A 25,242-nucleotide genomic window follows, 5' to 3' on the forward strand; every position below is an offset into this window, starting at 1 on the left:
ATTTCAATGTGCAACGAGATGAAGATGTGATATACAAGCTCAGAACCAGAGTTGATGTTTATGAAGATTCTGTCTATCAACACCATAAAATGGTTGAGGTAGCATCATATAAAGATAGTATAGCAAGACAACTTATTGATGAATCAAATAGGATAAAAATGCAGATAAACAGTAAGAAAAGTAAATGAAAACGTTATTTTTGTATTATTATGCAAAGTGTAAACACGTATAACATTGCTTAATGTAGTTTAAATATTCTCTGATAATTACTTTGTTTCAAAAAGTCTTTTTATTTTTGCACATAAATACAGACCGTTCTGACAAAAGGCACAGAAATCGAAAAGTGTATAGAGTAGATTATTTTAAAACTTACAAGCATGAAAGATTTAAAACTTTTCACTCAAAGTGAGTTGTCCACCTTGGAAACATTAGATATTATGGGTGGTACAGCAAGCGCAGAAGCATCACAAACAGGTTGTTCAAACAATGTTGTAGGATGTAATTGTACGATCATTCAAGTGCCAATTCAAAAGCCATCTGTTGGTGATGGTACAAAAGCTTTGTAAAAATGAAAAATTTTAGGTAGGATGAAATTTCATCCTACCTTTTTATTAAAATATAGAGAATATGAAAGTAAGTAATTATAATTACATTATACATAAAAACTCCTATTCTTATTGGTACAATGGAATTAATCATACTTTTTTCAAAGTACCAATTTCTTTGGGAAAGAAATTGGAGCATATCATGAATGATAACATCAATATGCTTCCTACAAACTTTTGCTCTCGTCTTGTTGAAAAAGGTTTTATAGTTTCTGACAACACCAAAGAATTGGATATTATTCGGGAAAAATATAATGAACAAGTTTGTCGTAAAGACTATTTGCTAACAATACTGCCAACACTTAATTGTAATTTTAAATGTTGGTATTGCATTCAAGACCATGTTGGTTCAAAGATGTCTGTTGCCACCATTGATAAAGTAAAGACACATATAAATTACATGATAAATGTTGAAAAAATAAAGTCATTACAAATCGAGTGGTTTGGTGGAGAACCCTTCCTATATTTCAAGCAAGTCATATTGCCTATTTGTGAATATGCACAGAAACTTTGTGCACAAAAACAAATACCTTATTCAACCACAGCAACTACAAATGGATACTATTTACTTCCTAAAATATGCCCAGATTTAGTAACTTTAGGGTTTAAAAGATTTCAAATAACTCTTGATGGTCCTAAAGAGCAACATGACAAAGTAAAATTTCAAAATAATTGTCCATCTGCATTTACTCATGTCTTGAATAATATAGAATATATTCTTAGCAATAGTTCATCAATAGAAATTTTATTGAGAATAAACTATACGGAAGAAAACTTAGATCAAATTATTGTAGAGGAAGTAAACCAAATTATTTCTCCACAAAATCGTTGTAAAGTCCGTGTTATGCCTAAAAAAGTATGGCAAGAAAATGTTCGTAAAAGCAGATATGAAAGCGTAAAGACAATACTGCAAAAATTTCATGCATCTGGATATAATACTGTCCATTTTGATGCGGTAAATACGTTTATTCCTTGTTATGCTAATCGTAAATACTACAATGCAATTAATTATAATGGGGATGTCGTAAAATGTACCGCTTCAAACGATTTGTATGAGAAGTGTACTCATGGAGAGATTGAGCCAGATGGAAGCATAAAATGGAATCATGACTTTATAAAGAAATACAAAATGGTTTTCTTTGAAAATAAGAGATGCTTGCAATGTAAATATTTGCCATTGTGCATGGGAGTTTGTCCCCGTGACAATTATACAAAAGCATGCAAACTTGAAAATGTAGATTTCCATATAGAAGATTCTTTAGTAAACTATATTGATACAATTTATGAAACGAAAAGTGTTAAATAGACTGTGTGCATTTCTACTTTTTATAGGATTACCCATTTTAAGTTATGCACAAAATACTGTAATAAAAGGAAAGGTCATCAATAACAATGGTGACCCTTTGTCGTTTGTGAACGTTTCTCTGCTCAACACACGAGATTCATCCTTTATACAAGGAACGACTAGTAAAACTGATGGAACTTTTGAGTTAATCTCAAAAAGCAAAGAGGGAATCGTGAAAATCTCATCAATTGGCTACAAAAACTTTTTCAGAACTTTTCGTAATTCTGAGACTTGGACTATTGAACTTCAAGAAGATTCTTTGAAGCTTAATGAAGTTGTCATTACGTCACAATCTTTAAGAAGTTTTGGTAATAAAGACCAAATCTTTCTGTCGGAAAACGATAGGAAAATTGGAACGAATGCCTTAGAAACAATTAGTTGTTTGCCACAGTTTAAGACCAACCCAGCAGAAATAGGTATTACGACTGTAGATAACAAAAGCGTCCTTGTCCTTATTGACGGAATTCGCAGAACTGCTAGAGATTTAATGTTACTCAAACCGAATGACATCAAATATGTTAATTATTATAGTTATCCTCCAGCACGTTATGCACATGAAGGTATTGGAGCTGTGATTGATGTTGTTACAAAAAAGCAAAATGATACGCTATATACATTTTATTTAAGTACTAAAAATGGAGTAAATGCTGGATATGGAACCAATTTAGCATCCATGACCTATCAAGATTCATTAAACACCATTTCAGCGGCTTATTTTATCGACTATCGTGATTTGAATAGTAACCTTATGAATAATAGCTACCGTTATGGAAATAAAAGTAACATTTACCAAGGCACTTCTGGAGTATATGTCGGACAATTTCATATTGGGCAGGTAAATTACCAACATAGTCAAGGCAAAAGTCTGTTTAGTTCTCAAATAGAATTCACAAAAAATCCAGGCACTCAGAAATATGAGCAAAATATCAATGATGCGGAAAATATTTCTAATTCTCGAAGGCTAAAAAGTGACTATAATGGACTTTCTGTAGATTTGTACTATCACTATTCTTTCAATAAGGATAAAAACATTTCTCTGAATGTCCTCAATACATTCTACAAATCCAATTCCAACAATATTTTAAATGATTGTTCTTCTCAAAAATTAGAAAACAATATAGATAATAAATCTTATTCTATAATTGCAGAGTTGCTTTATAATTGTAAATTATTTAACGGCAGTTTTGGCTTAGGTGCCTATTATCTGTACAAAAACTTTTCACAAACATATAATGTAGATAGTTTCTCGAAAGTTGGCACACAAAAGGAATATTTTTATGGCGAATATAGTAAGGGTGTAAGTAACTTTTCTTATACTTTTGGAGTTGGGATTGAAAATAATCACTATAATACCGCAGATAAAAAAAGCTTTGACTACTGGGTTCTTCGCCCTTCATTAGCGTTAAGTTTACAATGTACAAAGTTGTCTTCTTTGCGTTTCACTTCTTCCATAAGGTCAATTGTCCCTAATGTAGGCAATCTTACAGATAGCAAAGTTGCGATTGACGAACATTTTTTCCTCCAAGGGAACATGGGCTTAAAGCCATATTATGTTTATGGAACCAATCTACAATATCAATATAGTTCAAATGATAGAAAATGGTATTTTGTAGCTTCTGTAAGTAATGACTTTTATCCTAGTAAGAACGTTCCTGTTATAGCTAGCTATGGAGATGATATGATAGAAAGTATATCAAGAATAAAAAATGCAAATGAACTAAGTACGTCAGTATCCTTTAGGTATCAACCAGCATCTTGGATTAATATCCAACCCTATTATAATTATCAATATTCAAAGTATGACACACCTAACCAATGTATTCGGCATTCTATGCATAACACTGGTGTCAGTGTCAATCTCTTACCTAAAAAATGGCAAATATCATGGAATGGAAACTTTCCTACGACAACTGCAAATGGCGACATTTTTCAGCAAACAGGTTTTCAGACAACAACTTCCATATTATATAAGATTAAATCAATTTCTTTGGGAGTAGAGTATATACATAATCCAAAACCAAATAGGACTTATGCAAGTATAAAAAACTTCTCTTTTGAAGAAGAAACAAAATGGAATAATTTTAAAAATTTAATTGCAGTTAACTTTACCTATTATTTTACAAAAGGAAAAGGGCATAATCAGGGAAGTAAACGTTTGAGAAATAAGGATCAAGATGCAGGTCTTACCCAATTTAACACGGCTAAGTAACAATAAATTATTTACAATAATATGGAAATGAAGTGTTTTCCAATAACATATCAATTTGACACAATGCAATGTGGTATAGCCTGCTTGCAGATGATTTGCAAATATTATGGACGAGATTACTCTCTGTCTTATCTGTCGGGTATTTGTACTTCTTCAGCGGAAGGTGTATCTTTGCATGGCATCAACGAAACTGCCATACAATTAGGTTTCCATACACTTTGTGCAAGGTTGGACATTAAGGATACAATGGAAATGCCATTACCTTGCATTCTACATTGGAATCAAAATCACTTCGTTGTTTTATATAATGTCAAAAAAGGGAACAAGTTTTATGTCGGAGACCCAGGCAAAGGATTAGTAACTTATAATCTAGAAGAATTCAAACTGCATTGGATAAGCACCTCGTCTAATGGTGAGGACAGGGGCATTGCTATGCTTTTGGAAACCACTCCTGCTTTCTTCACTTATAAGATGGAGGACGAAGAGAACACCAAAGAGAAGAGGTCTTTCCGCTTTCTCCTTGGGTATGTGAGAAAATATCGCAAGTATTTCGGGCAAATCATCTTGGGTTTGTTAGTTGGAAGTCTCTTGCAACTAGTTCTGCCATTCCTTACCCAATCCATCGTGGATGTCGGCATCAAGAACCAAAACATCGACTTTGTCTGGCTTATTCTGTTGGGACAGTTGATGCTTACAATCAGCAGAACGGCAATCGACTTTATCCGCAGATGGTTGTTGCTTCACATTTCCTTACGTATCAACATATCATTGGTAAGTGACTTCTTCATCAAGCTCTTAAAGCTACCGATGTCTTTCTTTGACACGAAGCTCATGGGTGACTTGATGCAGAGGATGAACGACCATAGCCGTGTGAACAACTTCCTTACTCAGCAGACACTCAACATCGCTTTTGCCATGCTTACTTTCGTGGTATTCTCGGTGGTGCTGTTCTTCTACAATAAATTGGTGTTTGCCATCTTCTTATTGGGAAGCATCCTCTATGGTGCATGGATGACTTTGTTCTTGAAGCGGAGGAAGGTGCTTGATTACGAACTGTTTGAGCAGCAAGCCATCAACAACAACAAGACCTACGAGTTCATAACTTCCATGCAGGAAATCAAGTTGCAGGATTGTGAACAGCGCAGAAGATGGGAATGGGAAGATACGCAAGCAGACTTGTTTGGAGTGCAGATGAAATCACTCAAACTCCAACAGACACAGGAGGCAGGAAGTATCTTTATCAACGAGGTGAAGAACATCATCATCACGGTAGTGGCTGCTACCGCTGTGATTCATGGTCAAATGACACTCGGTATGATGCTTGCCGTGCAATACATCATCGGACAGCTCAACTCGCCTGTGGAGCAACTGATGAACTTCTTCTATTCCCTGCAAGATGTGAAGATTAGTTTGGAACGTATCAACGAGATTCACCAGATGGATGATGAGAATGGAAAGGAAGGCTTGCTAACTTCTATTGAAGATAAGAATGAGGGCATTGACATCAAGAACATCATGTTCAAGTATGACCCACATGCCTTGCGCAAGACCATAGACGATGTGAACATTCACATTCCGCAAGGCAAGGTGACAGCCATTGTTGGCGCATCTGGCAGTGGAAAGACCACCCTCATTCGTTTGATGCTTGGTTACTATCCTGTCTTGGAGGGACAAATCAACATAGGCAATACTGACATCAACAAGCTCAACAAGAAATGGTGGCGCAGACAATGTGGCGTTGTGATGCAGGAAGGTGTCATCTTCTCGGAGAGTATCGCACGTAACATTGCTGTTGATGATGGTGACATAGACAAGGAACGGTTGCTAAAAGCAGCCGAGATAGCTTGTATCAAGGATTATGTGATGGCTTTGCCTCTGAAGTTCAACACCAAGATTGGACGTGATGGCGTGGGACTGAGCCAGGGACAGAAACAACGCATCTTGATAGCGAGGGCGGTGTATAAGAATCCTGACTATATCTTCCTTGACGAGGCAACCAACTCGCTAGATGCTAACAACGAGAGAAGCATCGTGGAGAACTTGGATAAGTTCTACAAGGGCAAGACTGTTGTGATTGTGGCTCATCGCCTAAGCACGGTGAAGAATGCCGACCAAATCGTAGTCATAGACCATGGAAATGTGGTTGAAGTTGGCAATCATGAATCGCTGACAGCCAAGCGAGGAGCATACTATAATCTTGTGAAGAATCAGTTGGAATTGGGAAACTAAAATGCTTTTGACATGGAACAGAAAGAAAAAGAAACAGATAATATCGAGTTGAGAAGCGAGAAGGTGAGGAACGTGATAGGCAAGGTTCCTCCTCGCCTCGTCAGCTTGGGAACGGTTGCCATTACGATAATAGTTCTCGCCCTCGCAGTTGCTTTCTACAAGATACCTTATCCTATATCCATAGATGCTAATGGTGAGGTCATCAATCAAAGAACAGTGCAAGTGTTTGTGCCATATAAGTATTTGTACCTTTTCGATGAGCCAAGGACGGCTCATGTATCTTTCGAGGGTAACGACAATGTATCTTATAACTGCAACATTATAAGCCATAATGCCAAGCTCATACATAGGGAAGATGGCAACTATTTTATGGCTATAGCCACAGTGAGCACACAGGGACAAAATACTCCTATACTGCAAAAGTATATGAAAGCTGATGTCAGAATCATTGTCAGCAATAAAACGTTATGGCAACAGGTGTTCGGATAGTCTATGTCCGAACACCTGCCGTTTGTTTTAGGATGCATATTGTGTTGCTAAGCATCAGATTTTACGCAAAAGTTCTAATTTCCATAAAATTCCTCTTGTAAATCATTGGATATTTAGAAAAATATCGTATCTTTGTCCCCGAATTAAGGCGTTCTTTGCATATTGCAAAATACAGAAACGAGCAGAAGTCCGCTCGTTTCCATATTGTTACCTATATAATATAGGCAAACGCCCAACTTCTTGATTTTCAATCAAAGTCCAAATTAGAGCGAGTTAGGATTTTTAACACATTTCAGCATCATAAAAGCCTCATGAAAAGCTACGTAAAAGCCTCATGACAGCCCTCATTTAAGCCTCTGCCCCAGCATCATTTATGCCACAGCCCGGTCTTCATTTAAGCCTCAGCCCGGTCTTCATTTAAGCCTGAAAACTGCAGAAAAGCCTCTTATTTTACAACTGGGAATACGTAATATTCTCTGTCTACATCGTAATCCAGAACCCACTGGTCAATCATCACATTATCGTCTAAAGCCTTGATGGTTACGTTGTGGCTGCCGCCAGGCAGCGTAACGTAGAAGCTCTTCAGCGTCTGTCCGCGCCACAGGTCAAACTTCCAGTCCTTAGAGTTGTAAACCTCCTTCAACTGGCAGATTACCGGTTCGCCACGGTCTATGCTCACACTCACCCTCATATTCTTTACAGCGTTGAGGAAGCAAGGAATAACGGCGATGGTGAAACGCGCATCACCGCTCTTGTCGCAGTAGAAATCATAGCTCAGACTGGCTCCCTTCGGCAATTTCACAGCCTTGCTGCTGTGACCTAACAGCGGACGGACGGTAATCTTCTCGGCTCCTTTTACGGCAGCCTGGGCAAGCGGCGATTCGGTAGCCTTGCTCCATTCGTAGGCATTCTTGGCAATGATGTCGCCGGTAACTACAGAGAGCGGCTTGAGATCGTTGCTGCGGTCGAAGGCATCAGCTTTCAGTTGCTTGATGTCGGCAGCAGGCAGTGTGCCCGGAATCTGCGGAGCCTGCATCTCTGTACCGTTGGTAAGGATGAAATTCTTCCATTTGCCGTTTCTGATGCGACTGTAGTAGGCATTGAGCTGCTTCAGTTTGTTGTAAGCATCGATGCTCACAGCCGCTGCAGCCTTCGCCTCATCGTCTTTATTAAACAGTCCCGGACGGGCGATGTGTCTTGCTTCCTGTGCCTCCAGCTCCTTTTCGGCTACGAAGGCAGCCAGGAATATCGGATATTTCACTACCTCGAAGAAACCGTCTTTCTGGTTCTGAGGCAGCATGCGTTCGATGGATTCAGTCTTCGCCTTCAGCAGGTCGTAGCGGTAGAGAAAACGCTCCAGTTCGTTGCCGAATTCGCCTGAATGAAACTCAGTATCGCCGTAAGGCATCGCCATATAAGCGGAATGGCGGATGCTGGTAAGGCGGTAATATTCTTCCATCAGAGGCATGATTTTCTTGCCCGTAATGGCGCCAAAGAATGCGTTGAGAGTGTTCTGGATATACGTCTTGCAACCTGCTTTCAGGGCGTTTTTATTCCACGCCAGGTTCATCATCATGGCTAGCTGGAAGGTTGACTGCTTCGGATTGGTAATGTTGGCTATCCAGGCACAGTCTTCGTCGTTGTGAGCGGCAGAGCGGTGCGATTTGCCGTGCTGGGCATTCTTGCTCTCCAGATAATCCTTGCTGTTGAGCATTTCGAGCAGCAGGCCCGGAGAGAGATTGCTCATCTCCATCTGTGCATCCGAGCATACCAGTTTCACATTCTCGATGGTTTTGCGGTGTTTCTTCTTGTGCTTCTTGCCCACGAACTCCGTCACCTTGTAGTTTTCCGCCACGCAGATGTCGAAACTGTCTACCACAGCCTTGTTGTAAGCAGCCTCGTGCCTGCCGTCTACCTGCCACAGCGTATTGGCTCTCAGGCGCAGCATCAATCGGGCGATGCGGCTGTAGTTCTGCGGTTTCATCCACTGGCTGTTGTTCAGGGCAAGTCCTCTGAATTCTATTCTCGGAACCTCTATCCACTGCTGGTCTACGGGTGTATAGAGGCTCTTGCGCTGTGCAGGCTGCAGGTCGTTCCATGCCGCCAGAGGCGAAACGCCAGCCAGCTCAGAGAGTTTCATGATGGCGTAAGCCGTTCCGCGGGCGTTGCTTCCGATAACGATGAGTTTCCCTTTCCTCGTACCGATGTAGAAAGCATCCTTTGCGGTGATAATAAGATGCAGCGGCGCACCGAGTTTTTCTACTGCCGAAAACTCCTTGTTGGTGAGCTGGTCGAGCTGGTAAATCTGTATCGGGGCACCTGATTTTTCTTTCGCATCGAATCCGGTTACGGCTTTCATATCGCCCGCAAACTCCTTGAGGGCAATCTTCACTACCGGCGAAATGATAGAGTTGGTGGTATAAGATACTCTTCCGTAGCCGTCGGTCCAGTAAACGTTGGGTGCTGCGGTCTGAGTTTCCGTCTTCTTCACTTTGGTTTCGGTCAGCGCGTTGGCATTCAGGCTAGAGAAGCAGGCCAGAGCCAAGGCTACGCCTAATATAATCTTTTTATATTTCATTTTTCTTCCGTTTTTGTCTGTTCGGTTGTAGATTCGCTTTTTGCTGAAACTACACATTTCTGCAATTTGCAAAGATACATAAAAGTGTTTAATATCTGAAATTATTTAGTTTTTATTTGCTTATTACATTATTTATTGTTACTTTTGCACCAAATAAATAAAAAGAAATGATGACATTATATCCAAAATTGATTGAAGAGGCGCTTGCTACGGTGATTTATCCAGGCACCAAGAAGAACCTCATAGAGAGCGAGATGCTGGCAGATACGCCTAGCATCAATGGTATGAAGGTGAAGGTGGTTCTTCTCTTTCCTCGTGATACGGATCCTTTCCTCAAGAGTACGGTGAAGGCGGCTGAGGCTGCTATCCATTATCATATTTCGAAAAATGTAGAGGTGGAAATCGTTACTGAGTTTAAGTCGGCTCCTCGTCCTGAGGTGGGAAAGATGCTGCCACAGGTGAAGAACGTCATCGCTGTGAGCTCTGGTAAGGGTGGAGTAGGCAAGAGCACCGTTTCTGCCAATCTCGCCATTGCCCTGGCTAAGTTGGGCTACAAGGTGGGCTTGCTCGATACGGATATCTTCGGTCCTTCCATGCCTAAGATGTTCGGTGTGGAGGAGGAGCGTCCTTATTCTGTTCACAAGGACGGCAGAGACCTCATCGAACCTGTCGAGAAATACGGCGTGAAGCTCCTGAGTATCGGTTTCTTCGTAAGTCCTACTACGGCTACTCTGTGGCGCGGCGGAATGGCTTGTTCTGCCCTGAAGCAGCTGATTGCTGATGCAGACTGGGGTGAGTTGGATTACTTTATCCTCGATACGCCTCCTGGCACAAGCGATATTCATCTTACGCTGCTCCAGACGCTTTCCATTACGGGTGCAGTTATCGTAAGTACGCCTCAGCAGGTGGCGCTTGCCGATGCGAGAAAGGGTATTGACATGTATCAGAATGATAAGGTGAATGTGCCTATCCTCGGTCTTATCGAGAATATGGCTTACTTTACGCCTGCCGAGCTGCCTGAGAATAAATATTATATCTTTGGTAAGGAGGGTTGCAAGAATCTCGCCAAGGAAATGAATGTGCCTCTGCTCGCCCAGATTCCTATCGTTCAGAGCATCTGCGAGGGTGGTGATGATGGTGCGCCTGCTGCTACCAAGGTTGATTCCATTACCGGTCAGGCTTTCCTCAGCCTTGCCCAAAGCGTAGTAACGGTGGTGAACCGCAGAAATGCCGAGAAGGCTCCAACCAAGATTGTTAGTACTCATAAGTAAATGACCTATTTGGAAAGGTCATATAAAATAAAAAGCTAGGATTGCCCTCAAGCAGTCCTAGCTTTTTTTATCAGAGGAGTTAACAGGTTAACAGTTAACAGCCCATTTTTTATAGTTTATAGTTGAAAGTTTATAATTTATAGGGCTTAACCGTTAGCAAGATTGCTATAAACTTTTAACTCTAAACTCTTAACTATCAACTATTTCTTCCGCCTCATCCTCTTCTTCTGCTACTTCGGCAGTAAGGTTTGCCTTGAGTCTTGCCGATCTCAGTTGCTGCCTGAAAACCAGGCAGGTAGCGAGGAAATAGACACCTGTTTGTATCCAGAGTGCTCTGAATTCCGGCAGAATATCTGAAAGCGAAGCACCCATACTGCTGATTCTGAGGAACCCGCGGATGCCGAAAGTGGATGGGAAAACCCACGAAAATCCTTGCCAAAAGCCCGGAATATTGCTCAATGGCCATGAAACTCCCGTCATAAAAAGCAACGGAACGGAGGTAAATACCACCAGAAGCATCACATTTTCACGATATCTTACCAGACACGACAGCATCAGACCGAAGAAAACGCACGAAAGAATGTAAGGAAGGAGGAAACCGAGAATAGTGGTCCACGTTACCATACTTACAAAACTGAACAGCTTGGGAACTACCAGCGTAAGATACATTCCCATCACGGCATAAACCATGAAATAAACCAATGCCTTGCCGAAAACAATGCGGAAAATACCGCCATAATGCTCGCTTACCGGTATGAGTTCGCGGTTTCTGTTGAGTTCTCTTGATGTTCCCGCTGCCATTCCTATGCCCAGCAGCATCGTCTGCTGCAGGATAAGAACCAGCACAGCCGGCAGAATGGCATTTCCGTAACCTCCTGTCGTGTTGAATATCGGAACCTCATCAAAGGCGAGCGGCTCGGTGGTAATCTCGTCGTCTCTATCCGTAAATCCTCCAGCCTGTGTTATCTGGATGCCCGAGTTGATGTGGCTGGCTACGGCCTGCGAGGTCTGATAAATCGCCTTATAGGTCAGCATCAGACTCATATCGCAGTAAACTCCCACATGCGCCTGTTCGCCCCGGTTCAGCTTCGTATCGAAGTCGGCAGGGAAGTAAAGGATTCCGTGAACCGCCTGCCTGCGCACCAGTTCCTTCGCCTCGTCCAGACTGTTGCAGTAATAGGTAGCCTTGGCGTCTGGCGAAGCATCATAATCGCGGATAAACTCGCGAGAACTGTGACTGTGGCTCAGGTCCACAATCGCCGTATCCACTTCTCTCACCACCTCGTTGTTGTAGATCCAAGAGTAGAGCAGCGGATAACCCAGCGGCACCAGAATGCAGAAGATGAGTACACCCTCATCGCGGAAAACATTGCGCATTTCCGTCTTCCAGATGTAGCACATATCCCAGATGCCATTGATAATCTTATATAATAAACTACTTTTCTTCATTACGGTAAGTATTTATATACCAGCATTGCCTTCTTGATGTTCCAGACAGTGAGCATCGGCAGGGCACAGAACAGCACCATTGCGCCCCAGTGGAGCACAGCATCGCCCATCGGGAAACCATTGAAGATGTTTATCTGGTAAATCATATAATAGTGACGCATCGGGAAGAGCTGACCGATAGCCTGGATCGGAGAATCCATCGAGAAGAGCGGATAGGTGGCTCCGCAGATGGAGAAACTCACCACGCCCCACAACGAACAGATACTCATCGACATGCGCAATGAAGGCATCAGTCCGAAGGCAAAGATGCCGAAACACTGGCAGGAGAGTACGCTCAGAACGCCTAACAGGATGATAGGCAGCGCGCCGCCCGGATGTGGAAACTGTAATACATAATAGATGTAGAATTCGAACAGCAGGAAGATACTCAGGAAGATGAGCGTCTGTGGCAGCATCTTACCCGCAATGGCGAGATAAGGATTGTTGCCTGCCATCCGCATCCAGTCTCTTGCTCGGTTGAACTTCAGTTCCGTACCTATAGAATAAGGTGTAATCAGGAAGATGAACAGCATGATGAGTCCCGGCACCATTACGCTCGAAAGATAATAGTTGTAGTTGGCGTATGGGTTACCTATCATGTGCAGGTCTACGGCGATAGGCTGCAGGAAGGTCATGATTTCATCGTTCGTCTTTCCCAGCGCCGAAAGTTTCGCCATTCCTGCCGCCGCACCTCCCAGGGTAGAGATGGTTTTCAGATCGCGGAAGAGCAGGGAGCCGGCTGCCAGCGATACGCTGCTGTAATAGAATGAAATCTTAGGCTGCTTCTGGGCCATCAGGCCTGCCTCCGTTCCGTCAGGAATCAGCAGGAAGGCGTAGATTTCGTTCTTCTGGATAGCATGTCTTGCCTCTGCCATGTTCTCGTAATGAGCCACTACCTTGGTAGTCTGGAAGGCATCGAGCTTATGCACCAGCTGGCGCGATGTGGCGGAGTTGTCCTGATCTACTATGCCCACAGGCATGTCGGTAGGCACTCCTCCCTTCATCAGCGTGGTGAAGAAAATCACCACCACGATGGGGAAGATGACCATGCAGAAGAGATAAATGGGATTCTTCCACATGATGCCGCATTCTCTGAGGGCTATATGATATAATTTCTTAAACATAGATGTTATTTAATGATGAGTGACATTCCCGGGCGCAATCCCTCCAGCTTGGTGACAGGACGGGCCTTCACCTCGAATGTCTTGCGGTCGTAGTCGCCATTATCCTTGGTTGCCTTCCAGGTAGCGTAAGAGCCCTGGTCTTTCAGGTAGTAAACCTTCATCTTGATGTCCTTGTTGAAGGCTGGAACGTAAGCGGTGAACTCATCGCCCTTGTTCAGACCCTTGAGATGATCTTCGCGAACATTGAAGGTTCCCCACATATCGCTCATGATAGAGATGCTCATGATAGGAGAGCCGAGACCTACCAACTCGCCTACCTTAGGATAGACATTGCTTACCTCGCCCTCGCACTGGGCAATCTGAACGGTCTCTTTCAGAAGATTCTTCACTACATCCACAGCGCTCTTCGAAGCCTGGGTGTTATTGGCAGCCATGCGCTTCTCCTGTTCGCGGGCGCCATTCTTCGCCATATCGTACTGACTTCTGGCAGCAGCCACCTGAGCCTCTGTAGCCTTGTAGGCTGCGTAAGCCTCATCGCGCTTCTGACCGCTGATTACGCCCTCGTTGAAGAGGTTCTGCATGCGGTCGTAGGTCTTCTTGGCGATGGTTGCGGCAGCTTCAGCCTGCTGAACCAACTGGTAAGCGCCCTGAATCTGTTCCTTGCGTGCACCTGCATCCGTCAGGTCCTTCATTGCCTCGGCTGCAGCGTTGGTAGCCTGGAGCATCTGTTCCTGTGATTTCATTTCCGGCACTTCGAGGATGGCGAGTGTATCGCCCACATGAACGTAATCGCCTTCCTGAACGCGGAGTTCTACTACGCGTCCCGGCAGTTTGCAGGACACTCTGTATTCTGATACTTCTACCTCGCCCTGAATGGTGTCATCCTTCTGTTCCAGGGTGAAGAAACCGATGACGCCTACGAGAATGACTACTGCTGTAAAACCGATTACAGCGAGCAATATGTTGTTATGCTGTGATTTCTTAGACATTTTGCTTAATCTGAATTTAAATTTGTTATTATTATTACTGCAGGATACCGAGCGCCTTGTTCAGCCCAACCTGAGTCAGCTTCACGTCGATTTCTGCATCAATCTTCTGGCTCTGTGCTTTCTGCCAGGCAGTCTGTGCAGCCATCACGTCGGTAACCTCCATCACGCCTTCCTTGAAACCGAGGTTGGCGCATCTCAGGTTCTCATCTGCACTGGCGATGTTCTTCATTGCCATGTTGAGCTTCTTCTGGGCTTCCTTTACCTTAAACTGGCTTTGAGTAATCTGCAGATGAATCTTCTCTCTCGTATCATCCAGGTTCATCTGGGCGATATTGCTGGCAGCCTTGGCGGCTCTCACCTTGTAGGCGCCGTCGAACCAGTTCCATACCGGAACATGAACCATCACGCCTACGTTCCAGACTCCGGTAAACTTCTTCTGGAAACCATTGAATACGTTCGGGTTCGAAATCATGTAGCCGCCTGTCAGCATGACGTGAGGCAGATTGATGGCGCGAACCATTTTGGTAGCTTCTTTAGAGATGTCGAGCGCATTCTGCAGCATGCGGAGTTCCGGCCGGGTGTTCAGCGCCGAATCCTGTGCTGCCACTTTCTGCTGCTCGGTGTCAACAGGAGTTCCTGATAAAGCCAGGGATTCCTTATCTTCATCGGCAAGTGTGATTTCCTGGTTCATCGGAATGCCGCAGAGCTGGCATAGCAGCATCTTCGACAGGGCGAGTCCGTCTTCTGCTTGGGTAATCTGCATCTCAGCCTCGTTCACTTTCACGTCTACCTTCAGTCCGTCTGCCTTGGTGGCTACTCCCTGCTGAATCATCTTATGAACATCCTCGTTCAGTTTCTTTACGAGGTCGCGGTAACTGATGGCGAGTTTCTGCTTCTGCTTCAGCGAAACGGCGAGCCAGTAAGCCTGGTCTATGCTGTAGAGCGTGCTCTGGGTCTGCTGGTCGAGATCATTCTCTGCAATCTGCTCTCCGATGTCGGCAATCTTGTTGGCTGCAATGATGGCTCCACCCATATAGATAGGTTGGCGAACCATCACGCTTCCAGCCCAGATATTGCGGGTGTCGGTGCGGAAAGCATCTACCAGTTTCTCTCCCAGCGCATTGCCTTGCTGCTGCAGGGGTCCCAGTTTCTCATTCAGCAGTCCGCCTATCTGCTGCGCTATCTCCGGGGTAATCATTCCCTGACTTACAAGTTGGCTCATCAGATTGCTGGCTCCTCCCGATATTCCTCCGGTAACGGTAGAGCCGATATTGCTGAATGTTGATTTCTGACCGTCGTTCAGCAGCGAAATCTCCCTGCTGAACCATTCGTAACCGCCTAAAGCATCTACTTTAGGAAGATATTTGGTACGTGCCGATTTCTTCATGTTGTACGCCACGTCTTTCTTGAGCTTCGAGGCATTGAGCTGCTTGTTGTTGCGCAGCGCCATGGCACGGCAACTGTCAAGGCTCAGCGTTTGTGCCTGAGCCCCAGCAGGAATCAATGCTCCCATCAGCATGATAAGAGTTATATATTTTTTCATCCTTTGTTTATAATATTATATAATATTGGATGCAAAATTATGGAATTATTCTTAAATGACAAAGAAATTTTGTTTATCAAATCTTTAAGAATCAAAAATTATATTGCATTGTGGAAAAATAGAACATACCTTCTGGTTTTCCGTAATCCCTTAATCGTCTGTTTCTTAGAAATTCACCCGTTCTGTTTCGCCCCAGGTAGGGTCTACGGTAATGCCTATTCCACCACCCGTACTGTCGTCTCCGCCACCGAATCCGTCAGCAATGGAAATCTCGGTATAGGTTGTTTGGTTCTGATGGATTTTCAAATCGGCTTTTTCAAAACTCTTTACCACCTTTGCATCGGCATCCAGAAAGCTGATACTCATCTTGATGTTCTTCTCTTCTTCATGTGGGAAGGTGTAGACGGTAAAGTCTCTGCCGCCATCTTTCATACTGAAATTCTCGGTCTGACGGCTGTTCACGCAGCCGAATCCGGTGGTTGCATCCAGGGTGCTGCTGCCGCCGGTATAATAGAACTTGATGCTTCTGATTTCTTCGGGAATTGTTTCGTCGGTAATATGTAACTTGAAGGCGCCAACTGCTCGCTTCAGGTTGATGTTGGAGGTGGCTCCGTCTGCCGTTACGCTCAACCTGCCGTAATAATAAAAGGTGTCGGTAAGCTTGTTGCTCGTAAACTTCACCTTTTCGGGTGCGCTGATAGAGCAGTTTCCCTTTCCGTTATGGGCAATCACCACCAGTCGGTATTCTCCTTCGTCCAGACTTACATAGGCTGTTCCGAAGCCATTGTCTGTTGAAAGCTGGTTGATTGACTCCAGTTTGTCTTCTCCATCAAAGATGGCAAGTGTCAGTCTGGAGCACACATCGCCCAGGGCAATCTGCTTGTCGGCAGCTTTGGTTGTCAGCAGACTTGTGCCTTCTATTTTCTGCACATGGATAGTTACATTGGCGTTTGCCTCATGTGATTTTCCGGTTGTTTCGTCAATCGAAAACTTCTCGCATGAAGTAAGCGTCGCTACGAGCATCAGCAACAGGGATGCCAGTAACCGATAGGACTTCTTACTCATAACCGTTCTTATTTACTAGTTGCTCTATGCGTTATCTCGGAGTTTCCTCGGGCATAAAGATGTGGCAAATATACGTTTTTTCTCTTTTCGATGCAAGTAAAATCTAATAAATCTTTATATTTTTTGTCATTTATCTGTTTTTTCGTAATTTTGCATCGGTTTTTCTGTACTTACAGAGCCGATTTTGCATTATATATATAATAAGGTATAGAAGATATTGGTATGGATAAGAAGATAAAAGCATTGTTTTTCGATATTGACGGCACCCTGGTGAGTTTCAAAACCCACAAGATTCCGCAGAGTACGGTAGATGCCTTGGAGCAGGCTAAGAAGAACGGGGTAGAGGTGTATATTTCTACCGGTCGTCCGCAGCTCCTCATTACTAACCTCGGTCAGATAGAACATCTCATCGACGGTTACATCACCACCAATGGAGCCCGCTGTTTTGTAGGCGATAAGGTGGTGAGCCAGCACGCCATCCTTCCTGAAGATGTAAAGAAGATTATCGAGGCAGCCGACCGTGATGATTATCCGGCAATTGTAGTGGGAGAGCATCATCTTGCAATTCATCATTATACCGACGAGGTTTATGAAATCTTTGCCAAGGGACTGGGGGTGGATTGCGAAATCTTCCTGACTGATGTGAATGAACTGGGAGATGAGCAGGTTCTGCAGGTTACTCCTTTCTGTTCGGTAGAGCAGGAGGCGCTCCTGATGCCTACGCTCCGCAACTGCACTTCGGGCAGATGGCATCCTGCCTTTACGGATATTACGGCAGCCGATGCGGATAAGGGCAAGGGCTTGCATGCAATGGCTGATTATCTAGGTTTGAACATAGAAGAAACCATGGCTTTCGGCGATGGCGGCAATGATATTTCCATCGTCCGGGAGGCAGGCACCGGTGTTGCAATGGGCAATGCGGGAGATAATCTCAAGCAGGTAGCCGATTACATTACGACTCATGTGGATGAAGATGGTGTTAAGAATGCGCTCCTCCATTTTGGCGTGATTTAAGTTCCCGGCGTTATTGACTTTTTTTTCATAACTCCCTATATATAATAAGGTGTAATCCTGATGAAGCCTTTTTGATAGGCGAGTTTCATTTTAATAAAATAATAAAGGCAAACATGTTATTTATTGTAATAAATGGCGTGTTTGCCTTTCTGTTTTTAAACCTCCCTTTTGTACCTAGTTTCTTCTTATTATTTACATTTTGTGAGAATAAATACCGAAAATACTTGCGAAAAGTAATAGAATATACGAAAAATATACATAAAGTACTATAAAGTTTATATTTTGTATCAAATTGTTTGCTAAAAAATTGTTTAATTAGCAAAAAGTATGTATCTTTGCACCCGATATTTGTAAGTTGTTTAATTTTTAAGAGAGAGAATTATGGTAAAAAGATTGACCATGCTCATGGGGGGCTCGTTCTTTCAACAGGAATGGCTCTCGCTCAAACTACTGTTACAGGTAAGGTTGTTTCTCAGGAAGATGGTGAGCCGGTGATTGGCGCATCTGTAAGAATTGTAGGAACTAAGACTGGAACAGCGACTGATGTCGATGGTAATTTTACGCTTCCTAATGCCAGCAAGGATGCTGTCTTGGAAATCAGTTACCTCGGCATGCAGACTAAAACAATGAAAGCATCTGCTAAGATAAAGATTATTTTGGCTTCTGATGCAAGAAATCTTGACGAGGTCGTTGTTACTGCCTTGGGTATGAAACGTTCAGAGAAAACTTTGGGTTATGCTGCCAGTACAGCCAACGCTTCTGAGTTGACTGTTGCTAAGTCTGGTTCCCTGATGAGTGGTCTTCAGGGTAAGATGGCTGGTGTGCAGATTTCTGGTGGTGGTGTTACAGGTACCTCTCAGAAAGTCGTAATTCGTGGTATTTCTTCTGTTTCCAGCAACAACCCATTGTATATTGTTGATGGTGTGCCTATCAACAATGACCGTTTGGGTGATAACTCTGTTGACTTTGGTAGTGGTGCAGGCGACATTAACCCAGAGGATATTGAATCGGTAACTGTATTGAAGGGTGCTTCTGCTACTGCTCTTTATGGTTCCCGTGCAGCCAATGGTGTTATCATGATTACTACAAAGAAGCCACAGGGTAACAAGAAGGCTTCTATCACTTACGATGGTTCTTTGACATTTACTGATGTGCTCCGTGTGCCAATGACCCAAAATCTCTTCGGTCAAGGATGGGGTTCCTGGTCTAATGAGGAGAATGGTTCTTGGGGACCTCGCCTCGATGGTCGTGAGCACTGGTATGGTTCCACCGGTCTTTCTAACGGCGAGACTTTAACCAAGCCTTTTTCTTATGTTAAGAACAATATCCGTGACTTCTATCAGGTAGGTAAGGAATGGAACAACAACGTATCTCTCCGCTATGGTGATGAGAAAGTAGGTATTGTTGCATCTTACGGTAATGTAAGTTCTAATGGTATTACTCCTAATGATGGTGATACATATCATCGTAATACCTTCTCACTCCGTGGTTACGCCAATATCGACAGATTCCATCTGGACATGTCCCTGAACTATGTTCGCAAGGATATGCGCCGTTCTCGTGATATGTATATGGAGTTGCTTCAGGGTGCTTCTGATGTTCGTTTCACCGATATGAAGGATTACAACCTTGAGCGTAACAATGTAGATAACTACTATACATTGTATGCTACCAACCCATATTATATGGTAGATAACTTCTATTCTACTTATCAGGACGACCGTATTTATGGTAAGCTGGAGTTGTCATACGATATTACCAAGGATATCAAGGTAATTGGCCGTTTCGGTGGTGATTATACCAATTATAAGACCGAGCGCATCGAACCACGTATTATTTATACCGAGGGTTCTTATCAGGCAACTGGTAATGGTACAACTGTAGGTAACCAGGGTTACTATTCTAAGTATCGTTCTCAGCGTGGACAGATTGATGCCAGCCTCTTATTGACCGGTAATCATACTTTCGGTGATTTCTCGGTAGGTGCAACCTTAGGTTGGAACTTGAACCAGAGAAACTATGATAATGTAGGTGGTTATAATGAGCAGTTGGATATTCCAGGTTGGAATTCCTTGAGTAATACATCTTCCTATTCGATTACTGATACTGACTCATGGAATAGAAGATTGTTGGGTCTCTTGGGACAGGTTGAATTGGGTTATAAGGATTGGGCTTTCCTGAACCTTTCTGCCCGTAACGACTGGTCTTCTACTCTTCCTATGGGTGATAACAGCTTCTTCTATGGCGGTGCCAATATGTCTGTGCTTCTGAATCAGGCTATTCCTGCTTTGAAGAATGTCAAGCAAATCGACTTGTTGAAGGTTCGTGCAGCTATAGGTCAGACAGGTAATGATGCTGATGTATATATGACTAATTCATATTATCGTCCATTCCAGTCTTATTATACATATTTGCCAATTTCCGGTGTTTCTGGTTTGACAGAGTATAACCGTTTGCCAAATAAGTCATTGAAGCCTGAGATTACAACTGAGTATGAGCTTGGTTTGAGCGGTACATTCTTTGGCAACCGTTTGAGCTTCGATGTGGCTTACTATGATCGTACAACCAAAAATCAGATTATCTCTGCTACTTTGGCTCCTGAGACAGGCTATACTTCTAACACCCGTAATGTAGGTAAACTTCAGAACAAGGGTATTGAGGCGATGGTTAATTTTACTCCTATCCGTACTAAGGATTGGGAGTGGAGTGTAGGTGCTACATACGCTAAGAACTGGAGTAAAGTGAAGGAACTTTGGGATGGTCTTGATGAATATACCATTCCTGTAGGTACTACAAGTACTGGTTTGTATTCTTCTATGCGTGGTGTATCTTACGTATTGAAGGTTGGTGAGCCTATCGGTATCTTCAAGTTGCCAGCAACACAGAAGGTAACAGATAAAAACAGTCCATATTATGGTTATAGAATCGTAAATGGTAATGGTTTCTTGCAGTCTAGTACTACTGATTATGATTATCTCGGTTCTTCTCAGCCAGATTTCGTAATGGGCTTCACCACACATCTGAAGTGGAAGAACTTGAGTCTTGCTGCAACGGGCGACTGGCATAAGGGTGGATTGATGTATTCTGAGACATCTTATATTACTCACTTCAATGGTAACTCTACAGAGACCGTATTCAATGAGCGTGATGCTTTTGTTTATCCTCATTCTGTAAAGATTGTTGGTGGAGAGTATGTCGAGAATAATATTCCAGTTGCTTCCAACTATATGAATTATGTTCAGGGTAACTATAGCTACAACCCGGAGGTGCGTCGTGATTTCGTTGTAAGCCGTTCTTACTTCAAACTCCGTGAGTTGGCTTTGACATACGATTTCCCTAAGACAATCACAAGCGCATTGAAGATGCAGAAGTTGTCTTTGAGTCTCGTTGGCCATAACTTGTTGCTCATCACTCCAAAGCATCAGAATTATATCGACCCAGAGTCTTCTAACTTTGGTAATGATATCAGCTCTGAGTTTGGTGAGACTATGGGTTCTGTGTCAACTCGCAACTATGGTATTAACTTGAAGGTTGTATTTTAATTAAAGGAGATTTCTTATATGAAAAGATATAAATTTTTAAGCGCAGCATTGCTGGGAGCCCTCTTGACAATGGGCACTGTTACTTCTTGTAGCGATTCCGGTTATTTGGATATCAACTACAACCCAAACTATCCTTCTACAGCTTCCTACAAGCAGTTGCTTCCGGCTGCCGAAGGTTCTATCGTAGCTGTCAGTGGTCTTTATCAGCAAATTACTGGTGACTTTTGGTGCCAGTATGTAACACAGGGTAATAGTACAAACCAGTATAATACATTGTCTAATTATGCTGTAACAACATCAGGTTCTATTCCTCCTGTTACTACGATTTGGCAGAATACATATGCCAACAGTTTGGAAGATTTAAAGCTGGCTTTGGCTTCTGCTGAAGAAAGTAAGGCTTGGAACTATTGGATGGTTGCCAAGATTCTTCAGGCCTATAATTTCTTGGTATTGACTGATACTTATGGTGATATTCCGTTTACAGGTGCTCTTGATGTCGAAAACAATCCACATGCTGCATTTGATGATAGCAAAACCGTAGTATATCCGGGTATTCTGGAGATGCTGGATGCTGCCATTGCCAAACTCGATGATGCTAAAGCTGCAGAAAAAGCTTCACCTTTAGGAACTGCTGACTGTTTCTTGGGAGGCAGTATGGATAGCTGGGCAGGCTTTGCAAAGAGTTTGAAGTTGAAGATGTATCTCAAAGACTTCGACGCTCATAAATCTGATATTCAGGCTTTACTTAGTGCAGGTGGTCTTTTGGAGCAGGATTGTGCTTGGGTAAATTGGGAAGATGGCGCTAATAAGGGTAATCCTCTTTATGAATTTAATATCCGTCAGTTGAATACTACTGAGAATATTCGTGCTTGTCATACTTTCTTGGAGTATCTTTTGGATAAGAAGGATCCTCGTATCATCAAGTTGTATGAGGTAACTGCTAATGCCAAAAAAACTCTCGGCTATTCTTCTGATGAGGAACTGGTTGCTCACATGGATGAATGCTACGAGGGCCTTCCTTGCGGAGATAAGCCAACTACTGATGAAACTACAGAGGGTGGTATTGCAATCTCTAAATCTTCTCGTATGAAACAGGCTTATGATGATGCTGTCTATCTGATGAACGAGGCTGAATGCGAATTGATGATTGCTGAGGCTTATGCTCGTTTGGGTAATGCTGAAAAGGCTGAGGAATATTATAATAGGGGTGTTCTTGCCGGCTTCAGCCGTTGGGGATTTGATGGTACAGCATTCGTTGATGGTGCTTACAAGTTCGATAAGGCTGATATGCTTCATAGTATCGCCATGCAGTATTGGGTAACTTATGCTGGAGCGAATGCTTATGATGGCTGGATGACCCGTAACCGTTTGGGTATTCCTGAGGTGCAGGCTAATATTACTGTTCGTAAATCAACAACTGCTTTGCAGCGTGAATTGTCTGATGGTTATGTGTTAGGCAATTTGGTTGATCCAGGTGCTAGCAATATGAATGCCGGTGAGTATCCTATGCGATTGCTTTATCCTACAGCTACTACATTGTATAACTCTGCTGCTGCCAAGTATGTAGAAGAGAATGGAAACTCGCTGACCAAGAAACTTTGGTGGGAGAAGTAATGATTATTAATGTAATAAACGAAAAGTCATGAAGAAAATATTATATTTTTTGAGCTTTGTTTTCGTAGCATTGTTTACTGCATGCTCTGAGGGAGACGATTTCGATATCGATTATACTCCTATTGCTCCTGTTGGTGGTGAGTATAGAATCAATGTGGAGAGAGGTTATGATGCTTCTAAGACAGATGCAGAGTATTGGGCTTCTAATCCAACAGATGCTGAATTCATCTTTAAGACTGATGGTACAGGAACCACTTCGGGTGTTCTCTATGCCTATCTCAGCAATACTACCGATTATGATAAGGATAAGGCATGGATTCGTGTAGGCTCAACTGCCTCTAAGGCAGCTTACGCCATCAATGCTAAGGTATCTATTGATATGAGTGCTTATACTTTTGGTGGTGAGAATGTGGATGATTTCATTGGTAACTCTGCTACAGCTACCGACAAGGTAACTGTTAGCGGTAAGTGTGGTCACAATACTTATACTACTGTATCTGGTACTGTGACAGATGAAATCAGTTTCACCTATTCCCGTTCTGACCAGCCTGGATATCATTACAGAGTAACAGGCTTTAAGTCTACGGGTTGGGCTGAGGATAACAAGTAATATACTTTTGCTATACATGAATTATTCCTAGATGATGTTTCTAATGATATTGTCTAGGAATAATATTAAAGATATAAGGCAAAGTGATTTGCCTCGTTGTTGACAAAGTCAACACTTATATCTCTCTCGTCTTGGGGACTGGCGGTGGCCAGTCCCCTTTTTGAATTTATAAGAGAGATTTCTTGGTTAATGAGGGTGTGTCATAAGTCTGGATAATAGTTGGTGTATAACAGTTGGCTACCGCATGCACAACAGGTGTTGTGCATGCGCATATCAGCTGTTATGCAAGCGCACAACAGCTGTTGTGCGACCGAAGATACTGACTGTCTCGACAACATATCCTATCTCTTCCAACAACTTATTCTGTCTCTTCCAACAACATATCCTATCTCTTTCAGCGTCATATCCTATCTCTTTCAGCGACATATCCTATCTCTTTCAACAAATAGAAGAGGGTGAATCATAAACTTATGACACATCCTCTTTATTTGTAGATGAAGTAGCTGCCTCCATCACTCTGGCAATATTTCTTCAGAAGCTGGATAATGTATTCGGCATTCTCGCGAACGTGCTGTTCGTCTCCGTCATATCCGTTGATGAGAACCACCAGATGGGTGGTGTCAATACTCATTTTGGTTCGCTCGTTGTCGCTGGTCGGGGTTCCTACACCACCTGTCTTGTCTCTGTAAACAGGCAGACCTTCTATATTAATCATGCCTCTGCCGATGCCTTCGTATGGTTCGTTGGCTTTGCCTACGCCCAGGGTCAGGGTGTCGCCTTCAAACTTGTCTGCATCAAATCCGCCGATGCTGTAGCCGTAGGCTATGCTCGCCAGATTCACCAGATCCACCAGCGTATCTCTCTGGTAGAGTTCCTTGCCCTGCAGCATTCTGCGGATAAGGGCTTCTGAAGCAGGGCGATAGCGTGAAGGGTCCTTGCCGCAGGCACGGTACACCTTTCGGGTGGCGGCAATTCCACTCATCTCTTTCAGCGATTCCGTGTTCAGTGTCTGTCTGTATTTCTCACCGAGGGCATTGATTTCATCCCAAAGTTCCTGACAATAAGGGGTGTTTACCACATTGGCTTCCACGCATGCTCCCACAAAGGTGGGACATACCGATTCGATTTCTTCTGATACAATAATTTTCATGATGAATTTCCGTTTTCTGTTAAACCTAACTGATTGATAGGGCAAAAGTACGAAGAAATATTGGAATAGCCAAAAGTTCAGTCTATTTATATTTATAATAAGGTGTAAAAATAGCTTGAATGTTTATAACTGTTAAATATTTGACTAAAATGAAACTTTTTTGCGAAAAGATTTGGTGGAATGAAAAATAGTTAGTACTTTTGCACTCGCTTTTGAGAAATACGCTTTCTCTTAGCAACAAAAGAAAGAGTTCTTTGGAAGATTTTACATAAACAGACAAGTAGTACAAGAAGCGGTTAACTTCTTAGAAATAAGAAAGTTGACTGGGTAAAAGAAACGAACCGTCAAGCAATTGACAAGTCAGGTTTACTAAGCTT

General features: G+C 43.0%; 17 protein-coding genes and 1 pseudogene. 11 read left to right on the forward strand and 7 right to left on the reverse strand.

Annotated elements, in window-relative coordinates; genetic code table 11:
- The 6 genes and pseudogenes from NNC77_RS14775 to NNC77_RS14800 all read left to right on the forward strand — a co-directional run.
- A pseudogene (locus NNC77_RS14775) lies at positions 1 to 188 on the forward strand (hypothetical protein); the annotation flags it as partial.
- Positions 189 to 377: 189 nt separating this feature from the next.
- Positions 378 to 566, forward strand: a complete 189-nt coding sequence (locus NNC77_RS14780) for a hypothetical protein (protein ID WP_118155352.1) — start codon at positions 378 to 380, stop codon at positions 564 to 566.
- Positions 567 to 627: 61 nt separating this feature from the next.
- Positions 628 to 1,911 carry a radical SAM/SPASM domain-containing protein gene (locus NNC77_RS14785; RefSeq protein WP_118155354.1) on the forward strand — a complete coding sequence of 428 codons (1,284 nt, stop codon included), beginning with the start codon at positions 628 to 630 and terminating at the stop codon, positions 1,909 to 1,911.
- Positions 1,889 to 4,159, forward strand: coding sequence for an outer membrane beta-barrel protein (locus tag NNC77_RS14790; protein WP_118155356.1), 2,271 nt, complete (start codon positions 1,889 to 1,891; stop codon positions 4,157 to 4,159). The genes NNC77_RS14785 and NNC77_RS14790 overlap by 23 nt, the downstream gene beginning before the upstream one ends.
- Before the next feature lie 27 nt (positions 4,160 to 4,186).
- Positions 4,187 to 6,388 carry a peptidase domain-containing ABC transporter gene (locus NNC77_RS14795; protein WP_254971611.1) on the forward strand — a complete coding sequence of 734 codons (2,202 nt, stop codon included), beginning with the start codon at positions 4,187 to 4,189 and terminating at the stop codon, positions 6,386 to 6,388.
- 12 nt (positions 6,389 to 6,400) lie between these two features.
- Entirely contained in the window at positions 6,401 to 6,877 is a 477-nt protein-coding gene (locus NNC77_RS14800) for a hypothetical protein (protein WP_234564732.1), read from the forward strand.
- 445 nt (positions 6,878 to 7,322) lie between these two features.
- On the opposite strand, the gene NNC77_RS14805 is transcribed toward NNC77_RS14800, so the two are convergent.
- Positions 7,323 to 9,455 (reverse strand): glycosyl hydrolase 115 family protein, encoded by a 2,133-nt coding sequence (locus NNC77_RS14805; protein WP_254971613.1) that lies wholly within the window; start codon positions 9,453 to 9,455, stop codon positions 7,323 to 7,325.
- 170 nt (positions 9,456 to 9,625) lie between these two features.
- Between NNC77_RS14805 and NNC77_RS14810 the strand changes: the two genes are divergently transcribed.
- Entirely contained in the window at positions 9,626 to 10,726 is a 1,101-nt protein-coding gene (locus NNC77_RS14810) for a P-loop NTPase (protein ID WP_254971624.1), read from the forward strand.
- A gap of 189 nt (positions 10,727 to 10,915) precedes the next feature.
- Here NNC77_RS14810 and NNC77_RS14815 read toward each other — a convergent pair whose 3' ends face one another.
- From NNC77_RS14815 to NNC77_RS14835, 5 genes are all read right to left on the reverse strand, one after another.
- Entirely contained in the window at positions 10,916 to 12,175 is a 1,260-nt protein-coding gene (locus NNC77_RS14815) for an ABC transporter permease (RefSeq protein WP_153082310.1), read from the reverse strand.
- Positions 12,175 to 13,338 carry an ABC transporter permease gene (locus NNC77_RS14820; protein ID WP_218484943.1) on the reverse strand — a complete coding sequence of 388 codons (1,164 nt, stop codon included), beginning with the start codon at positions 13,336 to 13,338 and terminating at the stop codon, positions 12,175 to 12,177. Before NNC77_RS14820 ends, NNC77_RS14815 begins: the two co-directional genes overlap by 1 nt.
- A gap of 5 nt (positions 13,339 to 13,343) precedes the next feature.
- Entirely contained in the window at positions 13,344 to 14,327 is a 984-nt protein-coding gene (locus NNC77_RS14825) for an HlyD family secretion protein (RefSeq protein ID WP_203055162.1), read from the reverse strand.
- Positions 14,328 to 14,361: 34 nt separating this feature from the next.
- Positions 14,362 to 15,870 carry a TolC family protein gene (locus NNC77_RS14830; protein ID WP_118192224.1) on the reverse strand — a complete coding sequence of 503 codons (1,509 nt, stop codon included), beginning with the start codon at positions 15,868 to 15,870 and terminating at the stop codon, positions 14,362 to 14,364.
- 165 nt (positions 15,871 to 16,035) lie between these two features.
- Positions 16,036 to 16,935, reverse strand: coding sequence for a FimB/Mfa2 family fimbrial subunit (locus NNC77_RS14835; RefSeq protein WP_254971619.1), 900 nt, complete (start codon positions 16,933 to 16,935; stop codon positions 16,036 to 16,038).
- A 222-nt stretch (positions 16,936 to 17,157) separates the two neighbouring features.
- Between NNC77_RS14835 and NNC77_RS14840 the strand changes: the two genes are divergently transcribed.
- The 4 genes from NNC77_RS14840 to NNC77_RS14855 all read left to right on the forward strand — a co-directional run bounded on the left by NNC77_RS14840 (position 17,158) and on the right by NNC77_RS14855 (position 23,715).
- Positions 17,158 to 17,949 carry a Cof-type HAD-IIB family hydrolase gene (locus tag NNC77_RS14840; RefSeq protein ID WP_119226894.1) on the forward strand — a complete coding sequence of 264 codons (792 nt, stop codon included), beginning with the start codon at positions 17,158 to 17,160 and terminating at the stop codon, positions 17,947 to 17,949.
- A 431-nt stretch (positions 17,950 to 18,380) separates the two neighbouring features.
- The gene (locus NNC77_RS14845) at positions 18,381 to 21,491 is read left to right on the forward strand and encodes a SusC/RagA family TonB-linked outer membrane protein (RefSeq protein WP_254971621.1); all 3,111 of its coding nucleotides are present in this window, start codon (positions 18,381 to 18,383) and stop codon (positions 21,489 to 21,491) included.
- An 18-nt stretch (positions 21,492 to 21,509) separates the two neighbouring features.
- The gene (locus NNC77_RS14850; RefSeq protein ID WP_254971622.1) at positions 21,510 to 23,105 is read left to right on the forward strand and encodes a SusD/RagB family nutrient-binding outer membrane lipoprotein; all 1,596 of its coding nucleotides are present in this window, start codon (positions 21,510 to 21,512) and stop codon (positions 23,103 to 23,105) included.
- Positions 23,106 to 23,133: 28 nt separating this feature from the next.
- Positions 23,134 to 23,715 carry a lipid-binding protein gene (locus tag NNC77_RS14855; protein ID WP_118150768.1) on the forward strand — a complete coding sequence of 194 codons (582 nt, stop codon included), beginning with the start codon at positions 23,134 to 23,136 and terminating at the stop codon, positions 23,713 to 23,715.
- Between the two features lie 484 nt (positions 23,716 to 24,199).
- On the opposite strand, the gene NNC77_RS14860 is transcribed toward NNC77_RS14855, so the two are convergent.
- Positions 24,200 to 24,865 (reverse strand): B3/B4 domain-containing protein, encoded by a 666-nt coding sequence (locus NNC77_RS14860; protein WP_254971623.1) that lies wholly within the window; start codon positions 24,863 to 24,865, stop codon positions 24,200 to 24,202.
- Positions 24,866 to 25,242 lie beyond the last annotated feature (377 nt).

The organism is Segatella copri (assembly GCF_024330485.1).
In the GTDB taxonomy this organism is placed as follows: domain Bacteria; phylum Bacteroidota; class Bacteroidia; order Bacteroidales; family Bacteroidaceae; genus Prevotella; species Prevotella copri_L.